The organism is Streptomyces sp. NPDC048496, assembly GCF_043200055.1.
Classification (GTDB): domain Bacteria; phylum Actinomycetota; class Actinomycetes; order Streptomycetales; family Streptomycetaceae; genus Streptomyces.
In genome coordinates this window covers 238,904-262,395 of sequence record NZ_JBICXB010000005.1, presented here as the reverse complement: position 1 = coordinate 262,395, position 23,492 = coordinate 238,904, and the positions used below count along the sequence as shown (strand labels likewise).

Below are 23,492 nucleotides of genomic sequence, written 5' to 3'. Positions count from 1 at the left end.
CGGACCTCTTCCATCTCCTCAGGTGTCACACCTGAAAGAAGATCACAACCCTACCCCTGGCTGAACATCCGGGGTACCTAACAAAGCCCTACTAGGACCGCCGCACCCGCGCCGTCAGCCGGCTCCCCAGCCGTCTGCCGAACGTGCCCGGCCGGTTCCAGGCCCGGAACGCCTCCGCCGTGCGGCTGCTCCCTGTGCGCTCGACGGCCCGCTCCACCGCCGTGATCTCGCTGCCGGACAGGCCGCGCACCACCGGACGCAGCACCTCCTCCAGCAGTGCGGCCCGGGTATCGCTCCAGGCCCGGCCCGCGTGCGGGTGGGCGCTCCAGACGGTGAAACAGTCGGCCACGTACGCCGGTTCGGAGCGCAGCCGGGCCAGGATGTCGCCGTGGCGGGCTGCCCGGCCGTAGGCGGCGATCAGGTCCGCGTCGTCGCTGTGCACGAACGCGTACAGCTCCGCGTCGGGCCGGTCCCGCGCGAGCAGACTGTGGGCAAGGGCGCCGTAGGCGTGCTCCAGCACAGTGGGCTCCACCGGTTCTGCGCGGGCACGCAGAGCCTTTGCACGGTCGGGCCAGCCGGGCGCCGACTCGCCGGACCTGACGTCGCGGGCGAAGTCCAGAAGTTGCAGCGCACCGCGGACCCGTGTGCCGATCTCCTGAGGGAAGCAGCGCAGCAGATCGTGGGCGAGTTCCGCCGCCTCCTCGTCGTCGGAGGGGGCGTGGAGTGCCGCGTCGACGAGGTGGGACCACGTACCGGCCGTCCGGTGCGAGTCCGATCCGGACTCGCCGAGCAGAAGCCTGGCTTCGCCCGCCGTCGGGGTGGCGTCACCCCAGATCAGCCCGACGGCGGTGCGCAGGACCAGCGGCTCCGCGAACGGCGAGAACCCGGCGGCGCGCAGAACCGTGTGCAGCGCCATGATGCGGTCGGAGCCCTGCTCCTTCGCGCGGGGTGCCTCGGCGCACATCCGCAGATGCGGCAGTGCCTGCGCGCCGGTGAAGGGGAGGGCGACGCGAGTGAGGAGCTCCTCGGCGGCGGACGGGGCGCCCAGGGCGAGTTGGTCGAGTTCGCCGAGGAGCGCCGTGCGGACGTCGAACTGTTCGTCCAGGAGGTCGAGCAGCGCGGGGACACTGTCCGGCGCCAGAGATGCGAGCAGTATTTGGGCCATGTGCCGTGCGACTGAAGGGAGTTGGTCGGTGAGGTCCATGTCGAGCAGTCGGGTGATCCGGAGCAGCTGCACCAGGCGCCCGATGGTGACCCCGTTGGTGGACTCCGTTGCGCCCGAGGTGAGTTCGGCGAGCAGGTCCGGGCCGAGTCCGTCGGCCAGCTGCTTTACGATTGCGGGTTCGGCGAACGCCGAGCGTGGCGGGAGTGCCAGCGCTGCGTCGTTTCGCCGAACCGCCTCCGTCACCAGCAGTGCGGCGAGCGGCGCCGTGGTGGTGGCAGGGGTACGTCCTTCGAGCGCTGCCAGCAGCCGGGCCACGGACGCCGATTCGGAGGCGCTGCGGTCGTCGGCCGGTGCCGTGAGCGCGGTGGCCAGGCGGTGCATCTGCTGTTCGTTCAGCGCGTACGGTCGCTCGCCGGCCCAATCGGCTGCTGCGGCACGCCCGTTCGGGCCGAGTGCGATGCCTGCGTGCAGTGCGGTGAAGGCGAGTGGTCCGGCGGCGAAGGGTTCGCCCGGCAGCGCGGCCGCTGCCCGGAACAGTTCCGGTGCGCGGCTGCGCCAGACCCGGGCGACGGTCTCCGCCCAGGTGTCGTCCACCGGACCCTCCGGAGCGCGGCCGGCACACATGTGCACACGGAAGCCAGGGTCGGTCGGCTCGGGTGCGTCGTCCGGCAGTACGCCGATGACCTGGTGCGGGGAGTGCGGCGGGCGGCGGGTGTAGGTGGTGAACGTCAGCCGCTGGGCGTGCTCCGGCGGGAGTACGGCTCCGGCCAGCGCGATCCACCGGGCCACGTCCGCGCTCTGCCGCTCCACGAGGACGAGCTGCGCCGACGACGGTTTCTCGCTCACGCGGCGCAGATCGGCGAAGACCGCCGCGAGCCAGGGGCCGCGGGAGACCGCGAAGTCGTTGAGTGCCTCCTGCCCGAAGGCGACGGAGGCGGGCAGGGCGGATATGCGGTCCGGTGTGCCAGTGTCCGGCGTGGTTGATGCCCAGTTCGGCGACCGCCACGCCGTGATCGGGAGCGCGTCGCCGGGCAGGCGCGTGCCGGCCGGAAGATGCACCGCGTGCGCGTGGAAGTGACCGGCGCCGGAACCCCCGAGTGCCACAGTGCGACTCAGCAGATGGCTGCCGTCGGAGAGCTCGCTGAAGCTGAATGTCTCCGGAAACGAACGGAGTTCGACGTTCGTAGGACGATACGGCGCCCCGGCCGGAGGCTCGTAACCGAGCAGCTTCTCCGCCTCGGTCAGCACCGGAGTGGGTATCCCGCCACCGACCGCGGTGAACCGTGCGCCGACCCCGTCGTCCCCCGCAGAGGCAGAGGTGTAGTGCAACTGCGCGAGGCTCATGCGTCGGCCCTCTTCGTCCTTGCCGCGTACGTCCCCGTGCCTCAGCACGCCTCGCCCTCGTCGGCCGTCCGTCATGGACCGGCCGTACGGGCGCGGCGACGACCCCGGCGGGGACCGGTCCGCAATCGCGGGAGCGACGCTATCAAGGTGCGCCGCCCCCGCAGGCACGCTGCCGAAACGTGATCTCGGTAACTTCCGCGGAGGCGTTCAGTCCAGCGGCGTCTCTCGCGTCGGCCTGATGGGTGCGCTCAACTCCGGTACGTGATCAGCGCTGGACGGCGTACGCGACGAAGCCGGTCCAGGCGGCGGGGGAGAGGGCGAGCTGGGGGCCATCTTCGACCTTGGAGTCGCGGACGTGGACGGTGTCGGGGCAGGTAGCGACCTCTACGCAGGAGTCGCCCGAGCCGCCGCTGTAGCTGCTCTTGAACCATGCCAGGTCTGTGGTGCTCATGCTGCTCCTCGCATCCGCTCCAACAGGCTCATGGAGTCCTCCAGGGAGAGAGCCTGTGATCGCATCCTGGCATATCGCATCTGGAGCATACTGACGACCGCTGGGTCGGTATGGAGGTGACCGCTTTCCTGCCCTTCGCCGTAGGCGAACCACTTGTGGTCCGGAGTCTCCAGCAGCTGCATGGGACCGTCCAGTCCGGCGTGGTTCTCCTGCACCTGAGGCATGATCTGCACCTCGACGTTGCGGAGTCGGGCGAGCCCGATTGCGTGGTCGATGAGCCCCCGGGTGACCCCTGCCCCACCTGAGCGCCGCAAGAACAGGTGCTCTTCGAGGATGAAGCTGTACGCGGTGTTCGGCCGCTCCGTCAGCAGCGCCATCCGCTCGACCCGGGCCACTAGCTGAGCCTCGATCTGTTCGTCACCCAGTGGGGGAAGCTGGTTCATGAAAAGCGCCCGTGCGTATGCCTCGGTCTGCAACAGGCCCGGAATCAATCGGCACTCGTACGTGTACAGGCTGGCCGCATCCGCCTCAAGCTGCGCCCAATGTCGGAACCACTTCGCCAGCCCCCGCCGCCGCGACAAGTGCTTCGCCGCAGCCCTGATCACTCCGAACGCATCCAGCACGTCCTCCGCCCGGTCCACGAACGCGGGCGGTGGGAACCGGCGCCCCTGTTCGATCGAGGCGACCGTCGGCACCGAGTACCGCACCCTCGGGGCGAACTCCTCCTGCGTGAGCCGCGCCCGTTTGCGGAAGACCTTGACCACCTCGCCGAACGCCTTCAGGGTGTCCGAGGGCTCAGGCTCGCCGTCCCCACCCGTCGTGCCGCCTGTGCCACCCGTGCCGTCCGTCATGTCCGGCCACCTCCCGTGCCCGCCCGTCCCGGTCCACAACGCACCCATGGTCACGGACTGTTACGCGTACTGTCCACACTCCGTACCCGTACGCTGACTCAGCGTACGGGTTTTTGACCTGGTGGAACCGTCCTTCCGGCCGTCACGGTGGGCGCATGGAAGCACCCGCGTCCCCGCAAGCGCCGTTCACCGTACGTGTGTTCGTGCAGCGATTCAGTTCCACGCCCCGAGGTGCCCGGCTCGCCCGGCAGCTTGCTCTGCACCAACTGGACGAGTGGGGCATCCCGTACGGCGGTGACGCGTCCGAGACGACCGCGCTGATCGTCGCCGAGCTGGCGGCGAACGCGGTGACGCACGGCCGGGTGCCGGGCCGGGACTTCGAGTTGAGGCTCGTGCATGCTCCGGGCGACCGGCGCACGCTCGGCGTTCTGCGGATCGAGGTCACGGACGCCCGGGGTGAGCGGCGCCTGCCGGAGCCGGGGGAGCTGGTGGCGCCGCCGCCCGGTTCCGGCAGCGGGCACGGGCTGATCCTGGTGGAGGCGCTGGCCGACCGGTGGGCGGTGGTGGACCGCGTACCGCCGGGAAAAACGGTCCGTGCCGAGCTGGACCTGCTCTACTGACAGCGGGTTCTGCTTGTCGTGGGGAACGAAAACGGGGCACTCTGGGCACATGACCGCCGCGCCTGCCGACTACAGCCAAGGCATCGACCCCGAACGCGCTCTGAAGTACGCAGTCCAGAATATCCGGGGCGACCGTGCCCAGATCGTCGAAGGGGTCATCGAGCCCGTGCGGCCCACCTGGGATCACGAGGCCACGGCCGAGGTGATCCGCGATCAGATCAAGCCGCGCGCCCGTGAGCTGGGGTGTGTCACCGGGTCGGGGAACCTGGATCTGCCCGGGTCGTCGAACTGGTACGTCCCTGACATCGCCGTAGTGCCGGCTGTGGAGGCCAAGGGCGCGGGTGCTCTGCTGCCCGATCGGACGCTGCTCGTGGTCGATGTCACCAGCGACTCCAACGCCGAAACGGACCGCGTCGTGAAGCGGCGGCGGTACGCCGAGTACGGGGCGCCGCTGTATCTGCTGGTCGACCGGGTGGAACGGAGCGTGACTCTGTTCGCCGAGCCCGGACGTCTGGGGTACACGCGGGTGGACGGCCCGTACCCGTTCGGGGCCGTGCTGCACCTGCCCGGACCGTTCGATCTGGACCTGGACACTGGCGATTTGTGAGCGCGTCGGCATAGGGTCGACTGCGCGCCGCCCCTGCCCGTAGGCAACCGAGGAGAGTGCACACCCCGTGACCGAACGCTCCCACGCAGCCCCGCCGCCCGCCTCGGAAGTCCAGCTCTCCGCAGGTCCGGTGGCGTACCAGGACACCGGCGGGGACGGCCCCGTCGTCGTTCTGCTGCATGGTGTCGCCATGGACGGTTCGCTGTGGCGGCACGTCGTCGCCGATCTGCGCCCCGACTACCGGTGTGTGGTTCCGACCTTGCCGCTCGGCGGTCACCGCAGACCCATGAAGCCGGACGCCGATCTGTCGATCCTCGGGGTTGCCCGGCTGGTCGCGGAGTTCCTCGACGCGCTCGACCTCACCGATGTCACGCTCGTCATGAACGACTGGGGCGGGGCTCAGGCTCTCGTCGCCGACGGCCGTGATCAGCGGATCGGGAAGCTTGTCATCACCTCCTGCGAGGCGTTCGACAACTTCCCGCCCGGACTGCCCGGCTCCAACCTCTACGCCTCTGCCAAGATGCCCGGCGGGCTGAACGTAGCCTTCAACCTGCTGAAGCTGAAGCCGATGCGGCGGCTGCCGATGACCTGGGGCCGGATGAGCAAGCGGCCGGTGCCGCACGAGGTGATGGACGCGTGGTTCCGGTCGCTGTGGACGTCGGCGGCGATCCGCCGCGATCTGCGCAGGTACGTGCTCGGGGTGCCGCCCAGGACCGAACTGCTCCGGTGGGCCGAGAAGTTGCGTGACTTCGACCGGCCCGCGCTCGTCGTCTGGGCGGCCGAGGACAAGGTCATGCCGCCCGAGCACGGACGCCGGCTCGCCGAGATGCTGCCCAAGGGCGAGCTCATCGAGATCGCCGACAGCTACACGCTCATCCCGGAGGACCAGCCGCAGCAGCTCGCGTCGGCCATCAGGGCGTTTCTGCGGAAGTTCTGAACCACGTAGGGATGGGTGGTGCTTCGAGGTGTTCCAGCAGCCCGTGGGTGGCTCTGGCGCCGTCCACCCGGATGAGGATCTTCGCGGCCGAGGAGCCGGGGATCTGTGCGAGGGCGTCGGTGAGGGCGTTGATGTGGTCGGCCGCCGTGTTGGCTCCGGCGTTGCCCGGTCGCAGGAGCATGGCCAGGGACTCGGTGGTGTTTGCGCACCACGCGGCCAGCGGATGAAACCCGAACGTCTTTTTGAACGTGACCGCCGCCCCGGCCTTCTTCGACGCCGCCGTGATGATGATGGTGGCGTCGACGTCGATGGCGATCCAGCCGGTCAGCCGCTTGCCCGCCACCGTCAGCCACGGGAAGCCACCTGACCCTCTGTCGCCCCTGAGCTTGACAGCACACCTATCGCTTATCGATACTATCGATAAGCGATAGGTGTGCTGTCAAGCTCAGGGGGAACCATGGGTACGAAGTCCTGGTGGAGCCGGACCGACAATCGGCTGCTGGAAACAGCTCTGGGCCTGGCCGCTCTGCTGGCCGGCGTCTTCGGGGTGCTGCTCCCGGTCCTCGGGGTGGTCAGTCTCACCGACCCGGTGGACACCCGCGAGGTCGAGGTCGAGACCACGACCCGGGTACCGGGCACCGTGACCGACGCGGTGGCGGGCCACGGTATGACTCTCACCGGCACTCACCAGGCCGACCTCGTCTTCGCCCATCCCGACCTGGGCCAGCGTCTGTTGCTCGCGCTGCCGGAGTTCATCGGCAGCCTGCTCCTGCTCCTCGTCCTGGCCCTCCTCTTTCAGATGGCCAGGACCCTGCGCGACGGCGACGTCTTCGTACCGAAGAACGCCCGTCGCCTGAGCGTCATAGGACTCACCGTGCTGGTGCAGGCCGTCCTCTCCCCGGTGCTGCCGGCGCTCACCACGGAGGCACTGGTGAGCGGCACCACCATGGCCGATCAGATCCCCTTCTCAGCCACCTTCACCGGCGAGTACGTCCTGCTCGCCTTCCTCATCCTGGCCCTGGGTGAGGTCTTCCGGCGCGGTACGAAGCTACGCGCCGACACCGAGGGGCTGGTCTGATGCCGCCGGAGGAAGAACATCGGGTTCAGGTCCACTTGGACCGGCTACTGGCCGAGCGCGGCATGACCCTGTCCGAACTAGCAGCCAGGGTCGGGGTGACGGTAGTCAACCTCTCCGTTCTGAAGAACGACCGGGCGAAGGCGATCCGCTTCTCCACCCTCACCGCGCTCTGCCGCGAGCTGAACTGCCAGCCCGGCGACCTGCTCAGCGTTCGCACGGACTGACACCCCCGGCCACTGGCGTTGCCAATGTTCCGTAAGAGAGTGCCGCGTACCGTCAACGGCCAGTACAACGTTGTGCTGCCGCAGGGGCCGGCAGGGCGCGGCAGAGGGACACCCCGCCGCAGGAGAGCGGAGACTGATCGCACCCGCGGTTCCAGGGGCCGGTCGCCCGTACCGAAGGGCGGCCGGCCCCTTCCGCAGGGGCGGGCATGAAGCGGAGCTGCGGCTGCGCTTAAGAAAACCTCGATGGACCTGGGGCGCGGGGTACGGCAGATTTCTCCGTGACGGCGGAGGATGGTGCGCGGCAGCCGATCACCGTGCGTGCTGCCCCCATGCCGTCCCTCTCATCTTCCCCGGGCCGCAGGCTCTCTTCGAGGCTGCCCCGGCCCGGGGCGTTCACGATGGTCTCGTCGCCGATGTCGCTCCGGAGCGTACGACGGACTCGGCGTGCCTGTGCCGGACCTCAATCGCTGACGGCTTTCCTCCGCCCGCCGGCACCCGAGGAGAGCGCACACGCCGTGACCGAACCTTCCCACACGGCCGCGCCGCCACCCGCCTCCGAAGTCCGGCTCTCCGCAAGCCCGGTGCCGTAGGAACACCGGCGGCGACGGCCCCGTCCAGCCGCACGGGTCGCCATGGACCGCTCGCTCCGAGGCACGTCGTCGCCGATCCCATGGGATGCCGCGCAGACGGACGGCTCCGGAGGCCGCCAGCCGCGTTCACTCCGCGTGCACCGCCTCCCCCGCGACGAGGGTGAGCACCGCCCGTGAGCCGGCCAGGTCCGCGTCCGGGCCGAAGAGGTCCCGGTCGAGGACCGCCAGGTCAGCGGCCATGCCCTCGCGCAGGCAGCCGACCTCGTTGTCGTTGCCGTTGACCCAGGCCGAGCCCGCGGTGTAGGCGCGCAAGATGTCGTTGAGCTCCAGCCGCTCCCGCGGCCCGAACGGGCGGTCGGCGCCCGGCCAGTCGGCATGCGCCGAACCGGGCGGTTCGGTGCGGTGCACCGCGACGTGCATGGCCTGCCACGGGTCGGCCGTGGTGACCGGCCAGTCGCTGCCCCCGGCGAGCCGGGCGCCGCTCTCCAGCAGCCGGCGGAAGGGGTACTGCCGCTCGGCGCGCCGCGTGCCCAGCAGCGGGTCGATCAGCTCGTCCGTCTGCGGGTGATGGCTCGCCCAGAGCGACTGGACGTTGGCCGCCACCCCCAGCTCGGCGAAGCGACCGATGTCCGCGTCGTCGACCAGCTGCACATGGGCGATGTGGTGCCGCCGGTCGCGCGCCCCGCCCGCCCGGACGGCGGCCGCGACCGCGTTCAGGCACTCGCGGACCGCCCGGTCGCCGATCGCGTGGAAATGCACCTGGAAGCCGGCCGCGTCCAGCCGGGTCACCGCTTCCGAGAGCAGCTCGGCGGGCACGTTGGAGTGGCCGAGGTTGCCGGTGGCGCACCCGCAGGAGTCCAGGTACGGCTCCAGCAGGGCGCCGGTGCCGTTCTCCAGCACACCGTCCTGCATCACCTTCACCGCTCCGGCCCGGAACCGGCGGCCGGGCTCGCCGCGCCGGGCCACCAGGTCGTCCAACTGCTCCAGGCCGCGGTCGCGGTCCCACCACAGGGCACCGGTGACCCGGGCCTTCAACAGCCCCTCGGCGTCGGCCCGACGGTAGGCGGCGAGGGTGTCGCCGGCCCCGCCGTAGGCGCCGACGATGGCGTCCTGCCAGCCGGTGATGCCGTACCGGAAGAGGTGGGCCTGCGCATGGTGGAGCGCCGCGAGCTGGTCCTCGACGGTGTCCGGCGGCAGCACTCGGGCCATCAGGTCCATCGCGCTCTCGTGCAGTACCCCGGTGGGCCGGCCGGTCGCGTCGCGCTCGATCCGCCCGGCCGCCGGGTCAGGCGTGCCGGCGTCGATCCCGGCGCGGTCCAGCGCCGCCGAGTTGACCCACGCCGAGTGGTGGTCGGAGTTGGGCAGGAAGACCGGCCGGTCCGGGACGACCGCGTCCAGCAGCTCCCGGGTGGGCCAGCCCCCGGGGAAGCAGTCCATGCCCCAGCCGCCGCCCCGGATCCACGGCTGCTGGGGGTTGGCCATCGCGTACTCCCGGACGGCCACGACGCACTGCTCGGTGTCGGTGGCGCTGGTGAGGTCGCAGCGCAGGGCCTCAAGGGCGCCCCAGACGGGGTGGATGTGCGCGTCCTGGAGGCCCGGCACGACGGTCCGGCCGGCCAGGTGGAACAGCTCGGCCGGCCGGCCGACGGCCTCCCGGACCTCGGCGTCGGAGCCGACGGCCGTGATCCGGCCGTCGGCCACGGCGACGGCGGTTGCGTGCGGCCGCTGCGGATCACCGGTCCATACCCGGCCGCCGTGCAGCACGAGGGTCATGCGTCGGCCCGGTGGGTGCGCACCACGTACACCTTGCGGATCGTCTCGTGCACCTGCCAGGTGCCGCGCCAGCCGGCCGGCATCGCCAGGGTGGAGCCGGCGCGCAGTTCGACGCTCTCGCCGCCATCGGTGTGGACGGTGGCGGAGCCGGCCAGCACCTGGCAGATCTCGTCGTAGCCGTCCCGGGTGGCGGTGAAGTGGCCCGGGTCGCACTCCCAGAAGCCGACCTCCACCAGTCCGTCGGGGGACTCCCACAGGGTGCGGGCGGTCTCCTGCTGGCCGGTGGTGCTGGTGGGCTTGAGGCTTGCGGGGGGCAGGTCGGTGGTCGTCGCGTCGGCGAGGAAGGCGACGGCGGTGGTGGTGTTCACGGAGGATCGGCTCCTTTCAGCGGCCGCTGATGACATTGGCGACGCGTGCGATGGCGGAGGTGCGCTCCAGACCGGAGTTCTCGTGCCGGTCGGCGGCGCGGTAGGCGACGTAGAGGCTGCGCACGCCCAGCCACCGCAGCGGCTCCGGCTCCCAGCCGCGCACCTTGCGGCCGACCCAGGGCAGCCGGGTGAGGTCGGTCTCCTGACGCAGAATCAGGTCGCGCAGGGTGCGTCCGGCGAGGTTGGTGGTGGTCACGCCGTGCCCGACGTAGCCGCCGGCCCAGCCGAGCCCGGTCCGTTCGTCCAGATGGACGGTGGCGCACCAGTCGCGCGGTACGCCCAGCACCCCGGACCAGGTGTGGTCGATCGCGACGTTCCGGGCGGCCGGGAAGTGCTGCCGCAGGATGGCCTGCAACTGCAGCTGGGTGGCGGTCCGGGTCTCGCCCCGCTGGTCGACGTGCGAGCCGAACATGTAGGGGATGCCGCGCCCGCCGATGGCGATCCGGCCGTCGGTGGTGCGCTGGATGTAGCAGTAGGAGTTGGCCTCGTCGCCGATCAGCTCAGCGCCGCGCCAGCCGATTTCCTCCCACGCCGCTTCGGGCAGCGGCTCGGTGACGATCATGCTGCTGTTCATCGGCAGCCAGGACCGGCGGTGGCCGCGCAGCCCGGGGGTGAACCCCTCCAGCGCCCGGATCACGAAATCCGCCCGGACGGTGCCGTGCGCGGTGACCGCCTCGTGCGGGCGGATCTCGGTGACCTCGGTGTCCTCGTAGATGGCGACGCCCATCCGCTCGACCACGTCGGCCAGGCCTCGGACCAGCTTGGCAGGCTGGATGCGGGCGCAGTGCGGGCTCCACTGGGCGCTGCGGGCGTCGGCGACGCGGACCCGTTCGGCGAGCTGGTCGCGGTCCAGTTCGATCAGGTCGTCCTCGCCCCAGCCCTCGGCGCGCAGCGACGGCAGCCGGTCGCGCAGCCGTCGCTCCTGTGCGGCGTTGGTGGCGACGTGCAGCAAGCCGTCCTTCTGGATGTCGGCCTCGATGCCCTCGTCGGCGGCGACCCGGATGACCTCGTCGACGGATGAGAACATCTCGCGCTGCATGGCGACGGCCGGCTCCCGGCCGTGCGCCTTGGCATAGCGGTGCATCTGACCCGGCGGCTCGGCGCTGAGCCAGCCGCCGTTACGGCCGGAGGCGCCGAAGCCGGCGAACTCCTTCTCCAGCACGGCGATCCGCAGGTCGGGCTGGGCCTGCTTGAGGTAATAGGCGGTCCACAGTGCGGTGTAGCCACCGCCGACGAGCGCGACATCCACGTCGAGGTCGCCGGGGAGCGCCGGGCGGCGGGCGGGGATGCCGCCCTCCCGGAACCAGAAGGAGACGTCGCCGTTGACGAAGGTGGGGCTGGTGGCGGGTGCGGTGGTGGTCATCTGCCGCTCTCTCCTGCGAAGGCGACCGGAGTCCGGTCCTCGGGGGTGGGGATGGGGGTGGGGGTGGAGGTGGGTGAGTCACCGAGCAGGACGCCCCGCTCGACGTCCCAGACCAGGGTGACCTCGTCGCCGGGGCGGACCTCGGACAGCCTGTCGGCCTGCTCGCGGGAGAGCAGCACCGTGCCGTCGGGCAGGGCGAGTTCGAGCTTGCGGCCGGAGCCCAGGTAGATCTCCTGGGTCACCCGGGCCGACAGCGCATTGGCCCCGGGGGCGACGGGCGCAGCGGCCGGCTGTACCCGCAGGTGTTCGGGGCGGACGACGACGGCAGCCGCGCTGCCCTCGGCCAGTCGGCCGGCGGCGCGTACGGTGCGGTCTCCGACCCGCAGACAGGAGTCGTCGCCGTCCGGCTCGGCCTGTCCCCGCACGGTGGAGGACTCGCCGAGGAACTCGGCCACGAAGAGGCTGCGGGGCTTCTCGTACAGTTCGCTCGCGGTGCCGACCTGCTGGATGCCGCCGTCGTTGAAGACAGCGATGCGGTCCGAGAGGACCAGCGCCTCCTCCTGGTCGTGGGTGACGAAGACGAAGGTCGAGCCGACCTCCTGGTGCACCCGCTTGATCTCCAGTTGGAGCGACTCGCGCAGCTTCTTGTCAAGCGCGCCGAGCGGCTCGTCCATCAGGAGCACACTGGGCTCGTACACCACCGCTCGGGCCAGGGCGACCCGTTGCTGCTGGCCGCCGGAGAGTTCGCGCGGCCTGCGGTGGCCGTAGCCGCCGAGCCTTACGGTCTCCAGAGCCGCCTCGACCATTTCGGCGCGGCGGGCCTTGGGTATCTTGCGCTGCTTGAGCGGGAAGGCGACGTTCTCCGCCACCGTCATGTGCGGGAAGAGCGCGTAGTGCTGGAAGACCATGCCGATGTCGCGCCGGTGCGGCGGCAGGTCCTGCATCTGTACGCCGTCGATGGTCAGCGTGCCCGAAGTGGCGGCGGTGAACCCGGCGATGATGTTGAGGGTGGTGGTCTTGCCGGAGCCGCTGGGGCCCAGCAGGGTCATGAACTCGCCTGGTTCGATGACCAGGGAGACGTCGTCGACGGCGACGGAGTCCGCATACTCCTTGCGCACCTGCGCCAACTCGATGCGGGCTCCGCGCGCCTTGATGAGGCTGGGCTCAGCGGACACGGTTCCTCCTGGCGGTGGCGAAGGTGGCGGCCAGTACGAGCACCGTGGTGAAGACGATGATCAGGGTGGCGGCCGCGGCGATGGTGGGATCGGTGTCCCGGGTCACGCTGGCGAACATCTTGACCGGCAGGGTCTGCAGGTACGGGCTCTGGATGAACAGCGAGACCACGACTTCGTCGAAGCTGGTGACGAAGGCGAAGAGAGCGCCCGAGACGACTCCGGGGGCGATCAGCGGCAGCGTCACCTGCCGGATGGCGCCCCACCGGGTGGCGCCGCAGATCAGTGCGGCGTCCTCCAGTCGCCGGTCGAAGCCGCGCAGGCTCGCCGTCACCGGGATGATCACGAACGGCAGGGCCAGCACGGTGTGGGCGGTGATGAAGCCGAGCAGGGTGCCCAGCAGGTTGTACTGGAGGAAGAGCGCGTACACGCCGATGGCGACCACCACGGTCGGCACGATCATGGGTGCCAGCAGCAGCCCGTACGATGCCTTCACCCAGCGCGAGCCGGACCGGGTGAGCGCGATCGCGGCGGCGGTGCCCAGCACGGTGGCCACCACCGCGACCAGGGCGCCCACCTGCAGCGAGGAGAAGAGTGCGTCGGTCCACCGGGGGTCGGTGAAGAAGTTGGTGTACCAGCGGGTGGACCAGCCGCTCGGCGGGAACACCAGGGACGCCTTGTCGGTGAAGCTGAGCGGGATCACCACCAGCGTCGGCGCGATGAGCCACAGGCCCACCAGCACGCCGAACGCCCAGAGCGCGATCCGCGCGGGCCCGGTCCTCATCGGACACCTCCACGGGTGCGGGTGAATCGCAGGACGATACCTACCAGCCCCAGCAGGACCAGCGTCACCGCCAGCAGCATCATGCCCATCGCGCCGCCCCGGCCCCACGCGAGCAGCCCGTTGACCTGGGTGAAGATCTGCTGCGAGATCAGCGCCTGGTCGGGCGAGCCCAGCAGAGCCGGTGTCACGTAGAAGCCGAGCGAGGTGATGAACACGGTCAGCGCGCCGGCGCTCACACCGGGCAGCGACAGCGGCACGAAGACCCGCAGGAACGCGGTGGCCGGGCGCGCCCCCATGCCCTGCGCGGCGTCCAGCAGTCGCCGGTCGATGCCGCTCATCACCGCATACAGCGGCAGCACCATGAACGGCATCAGCACCTGGGCCATGCCGATCACCACACCGGTGGGGGTGCGGATCAGGTGCAGCGGCCCCAGCCCCACGGTGCCGAGCAACTGGTTGATCACGCCGCTGTCCTGGAGCAGCACCACCCAGGCGAAGGTGCGCACCATCAGGCTGGTCCAGAACGGCAGCAGCACGAGCAGGGTGAGCCAGATCCGCTTCCGCGGGCTGACCACGGTCATCAGATAGGCATACGGGTAGGAGAGCACCAGCGTCACCAGGGTGACGACGGCGCCGACGGTCAGCGTGCGGACCAGGGTGGCGAGGGCGACGTCGCTGGTGAGGAACCAGGAGTAGTTGCCCGCGCCGGGGGTCGGCTCGCTGACGCTGCGCCAGGCCATCAGTCCCAGCGGCACCAGGAAGAGCACGGCCAGCAGCACCAGCGCGGGCAGCAGCAGCCACCCCCACCGGCCGTCGGCGCCCTTGGGGCGCCGGCCGGCCGCGGCCGGGGAGGCGATCTCGATCAGGGCGGTCATGGGTTATCGCGCCAGCCAGTCGGACCACTTCGGGATGACCTGCTCCTGGTTCTTCGCCCACCAGGCGTTGTCCAGTTTGAGGGCCTGCGCCTGGCGCTCGGGGGTGGAGGTGAGGTACTCCGTCGTGGCCGGGTCGATCTTGGGCTTGGCGTCGGAGTTGATCGGCGAGTACGAGGTCAGCTCGGTGAGCTTGGCCTGCTGCTCGGCGCCCAGGTAGTAGTTGATCAGCGCCATGGCGGCCTTGGGGTTCTTGGCGTTCTTGGGGACTGTCAGAGAGTCCGAGATCGGCATGAACTGGTTCCACTGCGGGGCGAACTTCGCGCCATTCTTGACCGCTGCGTACGCGCGGCCGGTCCACACCATCGCCATGGAGACCTCACCGGACTCCAGCAGCTGCTGGGAGCGGGCACCGGTGTCCCAGAAGACCAGCGAGGAGCGGACGCTGGTGAGCTTCTTCAGCCCGCGGTCGACATCGAGCGGGAAGAGCTTGTCGGGGGCGACCCCGTCCGCGAGCAGTGCCGCCTCCAGAGGGCCGGGGGCCGCGTCCGAGGGCACGCCGGGTATGGCGCGCTTGCCGGGGTACTTGGCGGTGTCGAAGAAGTCCGCCCAGCCCTTCGGCGGGTTGTCGCCGAACTTGGACTTGTCGTACATCAGCACCATGCCGTACGTCATGGCCGGTACCGAGCACTTGCCCACCATGTCCTTGGGCAGCTTCGAGGTGTCGATGATGGTGGTGTCGAGTGGCATCAGCAGCTTCCCACACTGCCGCTCGGCCCAGATGGAGTCGGTGTCCGCGACGTCCCAGGTGACGTTCTTGGAGTCGACCTGGGCCTTGAGCTTGGTGTAGTCGGTGGGGCCGTCGGAGAGAACCCGCGCACCGGAGTCGGTGGCGAACGGCTTGACAGCGGCCGACTCCTGACCGTCCTGGTAGATGCCGCCGTACGAAGCGAAGGAGAGGGTGACGCCGTCGAGCGCGCCCTTCTTCACCTGGCCCGCCACGGCCGGGCCGGAGCCGAGGTCGATGTCGGTCGCGGTGGGGCTGGTGCCCGCGCAGCCGGTGAGTGCCAGCAGCAAGGCGCTGCCGACAGCAGTGCAGCCAAGGATTTTTCGTGAGATTCCAGGCATGTGTGTCTCCAGGGGGACGGGGTGAAGACAAGCAGGGATGAGAGGGAGCGAGGGGAGGGTGATGTCAGTCCGGCGTTGGTGGGCTGATGATCCAGAGGACCTCGGCGGGCGCCTCGTGGGGGTTGACCACCCGATGCGGCACCGAGGAGCGGTACTCGATGCTGTCGCCGGCCTCCAGGGCGTGGGCGCGGTCGTCGAGTTCGATCCGTACGGCGCCGCTGAGGACCAGGAGGATCTCCTGGGAATCCCCGTGCGTGTAGGCGTCGTCGCCGGTGGAGGCTCCCGGGTCGAACTCGCCCTCGTACACCTCCAGATGGCCGAGTGGCCGCTGCGAAATGAGTGACTTGCGGCTGCCCGGGGCGGTGTGCAGCATCGGCCGGTCGGCACGCCGCACCACGTGTGGACCCGGCGTGTTGTTCTGGTCGAACAGGTCGGCCACGGTGAGGCCGAGTGCCGCACCAATGCGCCGCAGCATGCCGATGGAGGCATTCGCCTGCCCGCGCTCCAGCTGGCTGAGGAACCCGGGGCTGGCCTGAGCTGCTTCCCCCAAGGCGCGCAGCGACATCCGCCGCATCATCCGGTACTCCCGGATGCGGGCGCCCAGAGCTGCGTCGGCGCTGGCGTGGTTGACGGCGCCGTCGGAGGGGTCTGCCATCGATCGGTCGGTCATGAGTGAACACCTGATGTGCCATCAGCGAACACTTTGTTCGCTGGAGTGATACGGACCATATGTCGAGGTGACCCACCCCACAAGGCCTTACTGTGGCCTTGATCGGAACGTGACCTACCGCACCGCCGGCACCCCGGAGGCGCGTCGCCGCCTGAGAGCCTGTCGGGTGACCTCTGATCGGGCGGCCACGCCCTGGCACGCACGCTTCCCGCGTTGCCGAAATGCCCTAGTAGCTCCGCTACGAGGACCTTCCGGCGCCTTGGAATCGCACGCACCAGACCGCGTCCGCTTTCCGATCGAAGGTCACCCGACAGGCTCTGAGCTGTCGACCCTGCCGGCGGGCAGGTCCGGCCTGACGCCAGGACATGTGGCGTCCGGGCACCGGATGTGAAGCTGCCGCCGCTCTCTCCAGCGCGGTGGACAGATCGGGCGCGTGGTCGGCCAGTACGGTCAGTCCCTCATGCAGGTAGCGGTAGGCGGTCGGTACCGAGATGCCGTTGTCCCGGGCGAGTTGGACCAGCCGGGTGCCGTCGACGAACCAGCGCAGCACGAGCACCGCCTGTTTGAAGACGTCGAGCGCGCGAGTGCCCTTGCGGGTCCTGAGCTGCTCGCGGTGCCCGCGCAGCAGCTTCGCGAGATGCTCGGCGGTTGCCCTGCGGACATCGAGCACGGCGGTGTAGGTGATACTGGACGCCACGTGGAGCCTCTGGTTGTACGGAACGTTTCTTCGCAGACCCGTTCCTACCAGGGGCTTCACTCATGTCTGACGCAGAGTCGTCGCCCTCGTCGGCGCAGTGCCGAGGTGAGAACCGTCCCTACGGCTATCGACGGTATAACGAGCAGCCAGAGGGACACTCTTGGGATTGCCAAGTGCGCCAACAGCATGATGCTCGGCCCGACGATGGAAGCAATGACGATGCCGATACGATCTGGTTTGCGAGTGGAAGCGTCTCCTTGGCGACCTCTACCTCTCAGTTCCATGCGTACCCCGCCATGCCTCCGGCGCATCCAAAGCCGAAGGAGATCCCTGTCAAGGCCCAGTCGACTTGACCGGCCCACCAGCCGTACGTCAGGGCTGTTCCTCCGGCGGAGCCACCCCACACCGTGCAGGCCCTGAAGTAATGGTTGCGATTGGCACGGTGCCAGTACGTGCGACCCCGATGCCAGTAGTGCCTGGCACGGTGCCGGTAATAGTGCCATCCACTGCGTGCCCTGCTGTACCAGTGGTGCAGCGGCCCCCAGCGGGTAGCGTGCCATGGCGAGTGCCAGTGCCATCCATAGTTGCCGTCGAGGTCGTAACCGGTGAGCGGGTCGCCGTTGACGTAGTCGTATGCGTTGGCGTTGCCGCCCGGAATCGGGTCGACTTGTAGGAAGCGCCCGAGAGCGGGGTCGTAGAGGCGGACGCCCATGAGGGTGACGCCGGTGGCCGTTTCGCTGGAGCGTTGCTTGCCGCCGAGCCAGCCATAGCGGGTGGCGGGAGTGGCGCCCTCGGCATTGCCGTACTCGTCGTAGGCGAGTGCGGTGAGCGGCTGGGTGGTGTCCAGCGGGAGCTGGACGGTGACATCGCCGTGGATGTCGGTCAGTTGCAGGACGGTGTCGGAAGTGGCGGTGGTGATGCTGGCGATGGCGTCCAGATTCCCGCCCGGGCCTTGGACGTTGCGGGTGATGGCGTCGGCGTCCTCCTTGGTCCAATCGGGACTGTCGCCGCCGCTGCCGTAGTGGTTGGTCTTGGCGCTGGTTTGGGTCCAGGTGCCGGCGTTGTTGGTTTCGGTGGTCCAGGCGGCCAGGCGGCCAGCCGCGTCCAGGTTCCAGGTCTGCCGGTTGGTGCCGGAGGTCTGCTGCTGGACGAGGTCGTTGGCGTAGTAGCCGACGGTTGCGCCCGATGCCTGAGTGGTGGTGCGGCCGAAGGCGTCGTAGACGGTGCCCGTGGCTATGAGGCGGTCGGCGCTGTCGTAGGTGCTACTTGTGCTGGTCGCGCCGGTGGAGGTGCAGACCGCGTCGGCGGCGCTGGTGGCGACGGCGAGGGCGGTGCGGTTGGTGTTGTTGTCGAAGGTGTAGCTCCTGCGGGTGCAGGTGCCGTCGGGGGCGGTGTCGTCGGCCTGGGTGAGGCGGCCGAGCTTGTCGTAGCTGTAGCCGCGGGCATAGGCCTGACCTGCGGCGTCGGTGTCGGCGACGGTCTGACCGTGGATGGAGTGGTCGGCGGTGTCGGAGGCAACGATCACGCCGTCAACATCGCGGGTGTAGACCCGGGAGGTCTCCGTGCCGGTCTCGTCCTGGCTGGTGGTCAGGGTGTAGCCGCCGGGGAGTTGCTCGGTGGTCAGGTCGCCGTCCGCGTCGTAGGCGGCGGTGAAGGTGCCGGCGACCGAGTCGGTGCGGGAGGTTTCCAGGCCGCGTGGGTCCTTGGCTGTGTCGTAGGTGTAGGTGGTGGTCGACGGGGCCGAGTCGGACACCTTGGCCGGTCGGTTCAGGCTGTCGTACTCGGTGGTGGCGGTGTTGCCCACCCCGTCGTTGTAGGCGATCTCCCGGCCGAGCATGTCGGTGGTGTGGGTGATCGTCTGGCCGTTCGACGTCACGGTGGCGACGTCACCGCTGGTCGGATCGTAGGTGGTGGTGGTGTCCGGCACCGCGGTGCCCACCCCGCCGGTGATCGCGACCTTTGTGGGTCGTCCGGCGCTGTCCGCCGTGGTGGTGGTGGTCCGGGTCACGGAGTTGGCGGTCTCGGTCACCTTCGCCGTCTTGCCCCACCGGTCGTATTCGACGGTCTTGGTGGGCAGCTGGGTGGGGTTCGAACCGCCGCCGGTGATCACGCCTGCAGGTCCCGTGGAGCAGACCAGGTCCGCCCATTCGGGGCGGCCGTTGCAGGCGCCGGTGCCGGTCGCCGAGTAGTAGGTGGTGCTCGTCGCGCCGGCGTCGGTACCGGTCGACTTGGGCAAGGTGGTCTTGGTGACTCGGCCCTGGGTGTCGTAGGTGGTGGTCTTGGTGAGGTTGAGGCCTGCGGGGTCGTCGGTGGTGGAGGTGGGCAGGCCCTTGACCCAGTCGTAGCCGGTCTTGGAGCTGCGGGTGTCGGCGTCGGTCGGGTAGCCGTCGACGTGCGCGCCGACCGTGACGGTGGTGGGCTGGTCGGCGACTGTGGCGCTGCCGTCGGTGGGTCGGCCCTCGTCGTAGGTGGTCACCGTGTGCTGGCGGGCGGGGATCTCGCTGCCCGCGGGCAGGTCGGTGCCGCCGGTGCCGGCCTTCAGGACACCGGTCAGGGTGGTCAGGTGCAGCGGCCTACTGGATTCCAATTCGCGCAGACCGTCGGCCGAGAACAGGTGGGTGGTGGACAGCTGCTGCGCGCGCTCGGCGGTGGAGGAGTTGTTGATACCCAGCAGGGTCAGCTCCTCCAGGCCCGGCCCGTCGGTGGCAAGCGCCAATTCACTGTTTTTGGCGGACAGTTCGCGCACCGTGTTGCCGGTGTGGTCGTATTCGGTGGTGGTCAGGTGGCCGCCGGGGGTGGCGGTGTTGACCTCGCGTCCGGAGGCATCCGCATAGGAGATTGCGGCTCGGGTGTAGGAGGTGGCGGTCAGGCTGGCGCCGTCATGCGAAGCCGGCACGGCATCAGCGGGGAAAACCGCGGTGGCATCCGTCGGCACATCGCTCTGGCCCCAAGTCGCGACACTCGACGCGCTCATGGCATATGGCGCTTTCGTCCCGGTCAGCGGTACGTCGTAGACCATGGAGGTGGTGGCGGTACCGCCGTCGGTCTGCGACTGCGACCCGCGCTGCAGAGTGGGCCGGGAGGCCGCCAACAGCATGCCCGCGCCCGCGGTGGCCGCGTTACCGGCCGTACCGTAGGTGAACGTCCACGGCAACTCACCAGGCGGCGTCAGGGTCGTGACCCGGCCGGCGCTGTCGTAGGTGTAACCGGTGATCAGGGACGGGGTGATCTGTGGATTCCAGGCCTTGCGCAGGCGTCCGGCATCATCGTACTGATACGTCTGCACGGACTTGAAGGTTGCCGCCGCGGCACCGGCATCGGTGGACCACAGACGCAACTCCTTCACCTGGCCGGTGAAGTCACCCACGACGGTGCTGGTGGCGGTGGTGCTGGTGGCGTAGACGAATTCCAGCAGTCGGCAGCCCTTGGTGGACGGCGTCGTCTGGCAGGTCGCGGCCGCCGCCGCCGAGGTGGGGGCGATGATGTACTTCGGGCGGGCCAGCGTCTTGGTGCCCGAGACGACCTTCTCCGAGACCACAGTCGTGGTGGAGTTGCTGGTGGGCAGGAAGGTGGCCGACACCTGCCAGGTGGTCGCCGCCGCATCCACCTTGGCGAACGTGGTCGTCGTGCCCTCGGTGTCCTTCAGCGTGAACGAGCCGGTCAGGCTCCCCGTGAGCGTCAGTTCCTCAGCGCCGGGCTCCGCCTTCCAGCCACCGGTGGAGGTGGCGGTGAAGCCGAGCTCGTCCCCGCCGACGTCGACCAGGGCCACCGAGGTAGCCGAGGTCTTGCGGACATAGCCCCAGTCGGAGTCGGTCAGCTCGGCGGTGGTGCCCGAGGTCCACTGCTGCCCGAAGATGGCCGCCTGGCCCTCGGCGTCCGCACCCGCGGTCGGCTTCCGGGAAGAGGCCGTGCGCGAGACGCTCATATCGAACGCGGACGCATCCGTGGCAGACAGGGTGTAGTCGCCGGTCAGGTCGTTCACCGACCCCGGGCCGACCTCATCGGACGGAGCGGTGCCGGCATTGCGATCGACGGTGATGGTGTTTGTCGGGGAGTAGCCAGTGGTGGTGCCGTCGGTGAAGGCGGCACGCACATCGACCGGGCCGTCCTCGGCCAGGGATGTGGTGATGTTCCAGGCCAGGGCCGGGGGTGCGCCGTTGGGGGCGGCCAGCGGCCAGGCGGCAATGGCCGAGCCGTCGGCGTTCTTGGTGACGTCCGCCAGCGGCACGTTCTTCCAGGCGTCGGTCTCACCACGCCGGTACTGGTAGGTCACACCGGTGTACGTGGGCTTGCCGGTGGCCGAGAGTGCCACGCGGCGGGCGGGACGGTCGCCGTCACCCGGGCTGAGCAGCGCGGCGCCGTCGGCGCCGACACCGAAGGAATACTGGGTAGTGGCCGTCGACAGGTTGCCGCCGGAGTCGATGGTCTTGGCATACAGCGTGTGCCAGCCATCGCCCGGGGTGATGCTGATGGTCAGCGGGTCACCGCCGGTGCCATCGACGGTGTCGTCGATGCGCTTGGCCATCGCCGGATCATCCAGGCCCCACTTGAAGCCCTGCCCGTCGGTCGAGGTGGTGTCCAGGGTGCAGGAGACCGCGCCCGACGCCTTCGCCGACCACGTGCTCACCGGGTAGACCGGGCACGAGATGCTCGGCGCGACGGGCAGCCCGGTGTTCAGCACAAACGTCGAATAGCCCGACCAGGTGCCGTAGTCCGTGCCGTCATAGCCGCGCACCCGGTAGCGCAGATGCGAGCCGGCCGGGAAGGCACTCGCCGACGGCACCGCCAGAGTGGAAGTGGAGCCCGAGGTCACCGACTTGCCCAGCGCGGTGTAGCTGTAGGTGGTGTCGGCGTAGGCCGGGTCGGCGGTGACCTCGAACTGAGCCTGCGCGTTGCCTCCGTCGGCATCGGTGACCTTCGCCGAGAGTGTCGGGGTCAGCGAGGTGACGTACCGCTTGCCGTTGTAGGCGTTGAGCTGCGACGGCGAGACCGCCAGGGCCGAGTTGGTGGCGTAGGAGTTGTACGTGACCGTCAGATGCGGCTCTGCCGAGTTGTCACCGGAAATGTAGTTGGCGGAGCGGAAGCGCCGCCAGGTGTACGGGTCGGTCTCATTCGCACCGGCGATCCGCAGCCCGTAATTGGCCGAGCCACTGGCCCACGCGGCCACAATGGCGTCGATGTCGAAGTTCATCGTGCCGCCGGGGCAGGAAGTGTTGTAGCCCAGCGCAGCCTTGTTGACCACCGCACCGGTGGCCGTGGTGGCCGGCTGCGCACCCCAGGTGATCGCCGCCGAGTCCCAGCTGCCGGTGATCCGCCGCACCTCGGTGCCCGCACCCGTGGTGGCGCAGGTCGAGGAGTAGAACGAATACAGCGCCAGGTTCGTGTCGATGATGTGCTTGCCGGCGAACTTGGCCACGTCGAACTTCAGATACGAGCGGGCCTTGTTGGTGCCCGTGTCATAGGTGCCCGACTTCAACTCCGGCGAGCCCTGCTGAGAGTCCGGGTAGTCCGGGGTCTGCACCCACGTGTCGGTCGTCGCCGCCAGCGTGGACGTCGGGTCCACGGTCACCGGGTACGTCAGGTCCGTGCGGGCCAGGAAGTCGGCATCCGGGGTCAGGACCAGCGTCTGGCTGCCATCCGTCCCCGTCTCGATCTTCGTGTCCACCTTCGCGCGGTGGTCCGACTCGCCCGAGGCGGGGTTCTTCGACGCATCCCACATCATCGGCGCCGGCGCCTCGGCCACCAATTTCCCATCCGCGTCCTTGAGCAGCAGATGCCCGGACGTGGCCTGGGACAGCTTCAGCCCGTCCAGCCGCAGCGGGATGCGGTAGGACACCGCATCGGCGGGGGCACCGGCCAGGGTGATGTTCTCGGAGAAGCCCTGCGCCAGAGCCGTCGCCTTCAGGGTCTGCCCGTCGCCCAGATCGTAAGCGGCGGTCGAGCCCTTGATCGTCGGCGTCGGCAACTGCTCGGCCCAGCCCAGACCGAAGGTGGCCTTGCCCTGGCTCACCGAGGCCAACGCGGTATCCCCGCCGTCGGACAGGGCCACCTCGGCAGCGGCCGCCTTCGGCTCAAGCTGCGCACCGGCATCGGCCAGGGTGGTGTCGATGGGCAGCCATGTGCCGTCCTGCTTCACGCGGATCGGCCCGGTGAAGGTCTCGGTCTGCAGCGCACCGCTGGGCAGCGCCCAGGTCGTCGAGTCCGCCCCCCTCTCGGACAGCACCTCGATCTTGCGGCTTTGTAGCCGGGCCATCAGCACCGCCGAGGCCTCATCCGCCGCCTCCGCCGGCCCGTAGGCGGGCGCGGTCGCCGACTCGGTGGCTGCCGCGGGCTGTCCCACCGCCACCGCCTCGCCCGTCGACTCCACCACCAAGGCCGCCTCGGCCAACAACAACAGCGACACCACGCTGGCAACTTGCCGTAAACGCCCAGATACGCGTGGTATCCGGGCCCGCGACGATCTCGGCCACGCTCTCAAGCGCGCACGACTCATCAAGACTCCTGCAATAGAAGGGAAAGGTCCCATGGGGGGCGAAGGGATCATCCGCGCCGCATCACGGGAACACTTTGCAGGCGTCATGAGCAGGTCAAGGTTGCGTAAGGGAACGCCCGTAGTCGGGGTCGGATGCCGGGAGTTCAGGCCAGAGGGCGGGTGTCAAGGTCGTCACGACGTGGCAGACGGCACGCGGAATGTCCTAGATCAACCCATAGGGGCGCCTCATCAAGCCAGCACATGGC

17 protein-coding genes and 2 pseudogenes are annotated in these 23,492 nt (G+C 69.6%); 5 read left to right on the top strand and 14 right to left on the bottom strand.

Annotation, left to right across the window (positions count from 1 at the left end):
- Nucleotides 1-91 precede the first annotated feature (91 nt).
- From ACGFSA_RS08570 to ACGFSA_RS08560, 3 genes are all read right to left on the bottom strand, one after another.
- A complete protein-coding gene (locus tag ACGFSA_RS08570; protein ID WP_393301623.1) occupies nucleotides 92-2,509 on the bottom strand; it encodes a GTPase-associated protein 1-related protein in 2,418 nt (805 codons plus the stop codon).
- Between the two features lie 265 nt (nucleotides 2,510-2,774).
- Nucleotides 2,775-2,960, bottom strand: a complete 186-nt coding sequence (locus tag ACGFSA_RS08565) for a DUF397 domain-containing protein (protein ID WP_393301604.1) — start codon at nucleotides 2,958-2,960, stop codon at nucleotides 2,775-2,777.
- The gene (locus tag ACGFSA_RS08560) at nucleotides 2,957-3,811 is read right to left on the bottom strand and encodes a Scr1 family TA system antitoxin-like transcriptional regulator (RefSeq protein ID WP_393301601.1); all 855 of its coding nucleotides are present in this window, start codon (nucleotides 3,809-3,811) and stop codon (nucleotides 2,957-2,959) included. Before ACGFSA_RS08560 ends, ACGFSA_RS08565 begins: the two co-directional genes overlap by 4 nt.
- A gap of 155 nt (nucleotides 3,812-3,966) precedes the next feature.
- On the opposite strand from ACGFSA_RS08560, the gene ACGFSA_RS08555 reads away from it, so the two are divergent.
- From ACGFSA_RS08555 to ACGFSA_RS08545, 3 genes are all read left to right on the top strand, one after another.
- Complete coding sequence (locus ACGFSA_RS08555; RefSeq protein ID WP_393301598.1) at nucleotides 3,967-4,431, top strand: ATP-binding protein; 465 nt, start codon at nucleotides 3,967-3,969, stop codon at nucleotides 4,429-4,431.
- A gap of 49 nt (nucleotides 4,432-4,480) precedes the next feature.
- Entirely contained in the window at nucleotides 4,481-5,038 is a 558-nt protein-coding gene (locus ACGFSA_RS08550) for a Uma2 family endonuclease (protein ID WP_393301596.1), read from the top strand.
- Nucleotides 5,039-5,105: 67 nt separating this feature from the next.
- Nucleotides 5,106-5,975, top strand: coding sequence for an alpha/beta fold hydrolase (locus ACGFSA_RS08545; RefSeq protein ID WP_393301593.1), 870 nt, complete (start codon nucleotides 5,106-5,108; stop codon nucleotides 5,973-5,975).
- Between the two features lie 19 nt (nucleotides 5,976-5,994).
- Here ACGFSA_RS08545 and ACGFSA_RS08540 read toward each other — a convergent pair.
- Nucleotides 5,995-6,291 (bottom strand): annotated as a pseudogene (locus ACGFSA_RS08540) (transposase); the annotation flags it as partial.
- A gap of 141 nt (nucleotides 6,292-6,432) precedes the next feature.
- Here ACGFSA_RS08540 and ACGFSA_RS08535 point away from each other — a divergent pair.
- Together ACGFSA_RS08535 and ACGFSA_RS08530 are read left to right on the top strand one after the other, a co-directional pair.
- Nucleotides 6,433-7,053 carry a DUF2975 domain-containing protein gene (locus ACGFSA_RS08535; protein ID WP_393301590.1) on the top strand — a complete coding sequence of 207 codons (621 nt, stop codon included), beginning with the start codon at nucleotides 6,433-6,435 and terminating at the stop codon, nucleotides 7,051-7,053.
- A complete protein-coding gene (locus tag ACGFSA_RS08530; RefSeq protein WP_393301587.1) occupies nucleotides 7,053-7,277 on the top strand; it encodes a helix-turn-helix domain-containing protein in 225 nt (74 codons plus the stop codon). The genes ACGFSA_RS08535 and ACGFSA_RS08530 overlap by 1 nt, the downstream gene beginning before the upstream one ends.
- Nucleotides 7,278-7,993: 716 nt before the next feature.
- On the opposite strand, the gene ACGFSA_RS08525 is transcribed toward ACGFSA_RS08530, so the two are convergent.
- From ACGFSA_RS08525 to ACGFSA_RS08480, 10 genes and pseudogenes are all read right to left on the bottom strand, one after another.
- Nucleotides 7,994-9,640, bottom strand: a complete 1,647-nt coding sequence (locus ACGFSA_RS08525) for an amidohydrolase (RefSeq protein WP_393301584.1) — start codon at nucleotides 9,638-9,640, stop codon at nucleotides 7,994-7,996.
- Complete coding sequence (locus ACGFSA_RS08520) at nucleotides 9,637-10,008, bottom strand: cupin domain-containing protein (RefSeq protein ID WP_393301580.1); 372 nt, start codon at nucleotides 10,006-10,008, stop codon at nucleotides 9,637-9,639. Before ACGFSA_RS08520 ends, ACGFSA_RS08525 begins: the two co-directional genes overlap by 4 nt.
- Nucleotides 10,009-10,024: 16 nt before the next feature.
- Nucleotides 10,025-11,431 (bottom strand): NAD(P)/FAD-dependent oxidoreductase, encoded by a 1,407-nt coding sequence (locus tag ACGFSA_RS08515; RefSeq protein ID WP_393301577.1) that lies wholly within the window; start codon nucleotides 11,429-11,431, stop codon nucleotides 10,025-10,027.
- Nucleotides 11,428-12,606: an ABC transporter ATP-binding protein gene (locus tag ACGFSA_RS08510; RefSeq protein ID WP_393301574.1), complete on the bottom strand. Its 1,179-nt coding sequence runs from the start codon at nucleotides 12,604-12,606 to the stop codon at nucleotides 11,428-11,430. Before ACGFSA_RS08510 ends, ACGFSA_RS08515 begins: the two co-directional genes overlap by 4 nt.
- Complete coding sequence (locus ACGFSA_RS08505) at nucleotides 12,596-13,387, bottom strand: ABC transporter permease (protein WP_393301571.1); 792 nt, start codon at nucleotides 13,385-13,387, stop codon at nucleotides 12,596-12,598. Before ACGFSA_RS08505 ends, ACGFSA_RS08510 begins: the two co-directional genes overlap by 11 nt.
- Nucleotides 13,384-14,262 (bottom strand): ABC transporter permease, encoded by an 879-nt coding sequence (locus tag ACGFSA_RS08500; RefSeq protein ID WP_393301568.1) that lies wholly within the window; start codon nucleotides 14,260-14,262, stop codon nucleotides 13,384-13,386. Before ACGFSA_RS08500 ends, ACGFSA_RS08505 begins: the two co-directional genes overlap by 4 nt.
- Nucleotides 14,263-14,265: 3 nt before the next feature.
- Complete coding sequence (locus tag ACGFSA_RS08495; RefSeq protein ID WP_393301565.1) at nucleotides 14,266-15,387, bottom strand: ABC transporter substrate-binding protein; 1,122 nt, start codon at nucleotides 15,385-15,387, stop codon at nucleotides 14,266-14,268.
- Nucleotides 15,388-15,451: 64 nt separating this feature from the next.
- Nucleotides 15,452-16,057: a helix-turn-helix domain-containing protein gene (locus ACGFSA_RS08490; RefSeq protein WP_393301562.1), complete on the bottom strand. Its 606-nt coding sequence runs from the start codon at nucleotides 16,055-16,057 to the stop codon at nucleotides 15,452-15,454.
- Nucleotides 16,058-16,448: 391 nt separating this feature from the next.
- Nucleotides 16,449-16,754 (bottom strand): annotated as a pseudogene (locus tag ACGFSA_RS08485) (IS5/IS1182 family transposase); the annotation flags it as partial.
- 274 nt (nucleotides 16,755-17,028) lie between these two features.
- The gene (locus ACGFSA_RS08480; RefSeq protein WP_393301559.1) at nucleotides 17,029-23,160 is read right to left on the bottom strand and encodes a DNRLRE domain-containing protein; all 6,132 of its coding nucleotides are present in this window, start codon (nucleotides 23,158-23,160) and stop codon (nucleotides 17,029-17,031) included.
- Between the last annotated feature and the right edge of the window lie 332 nt (nucleotides 23,161-23,492).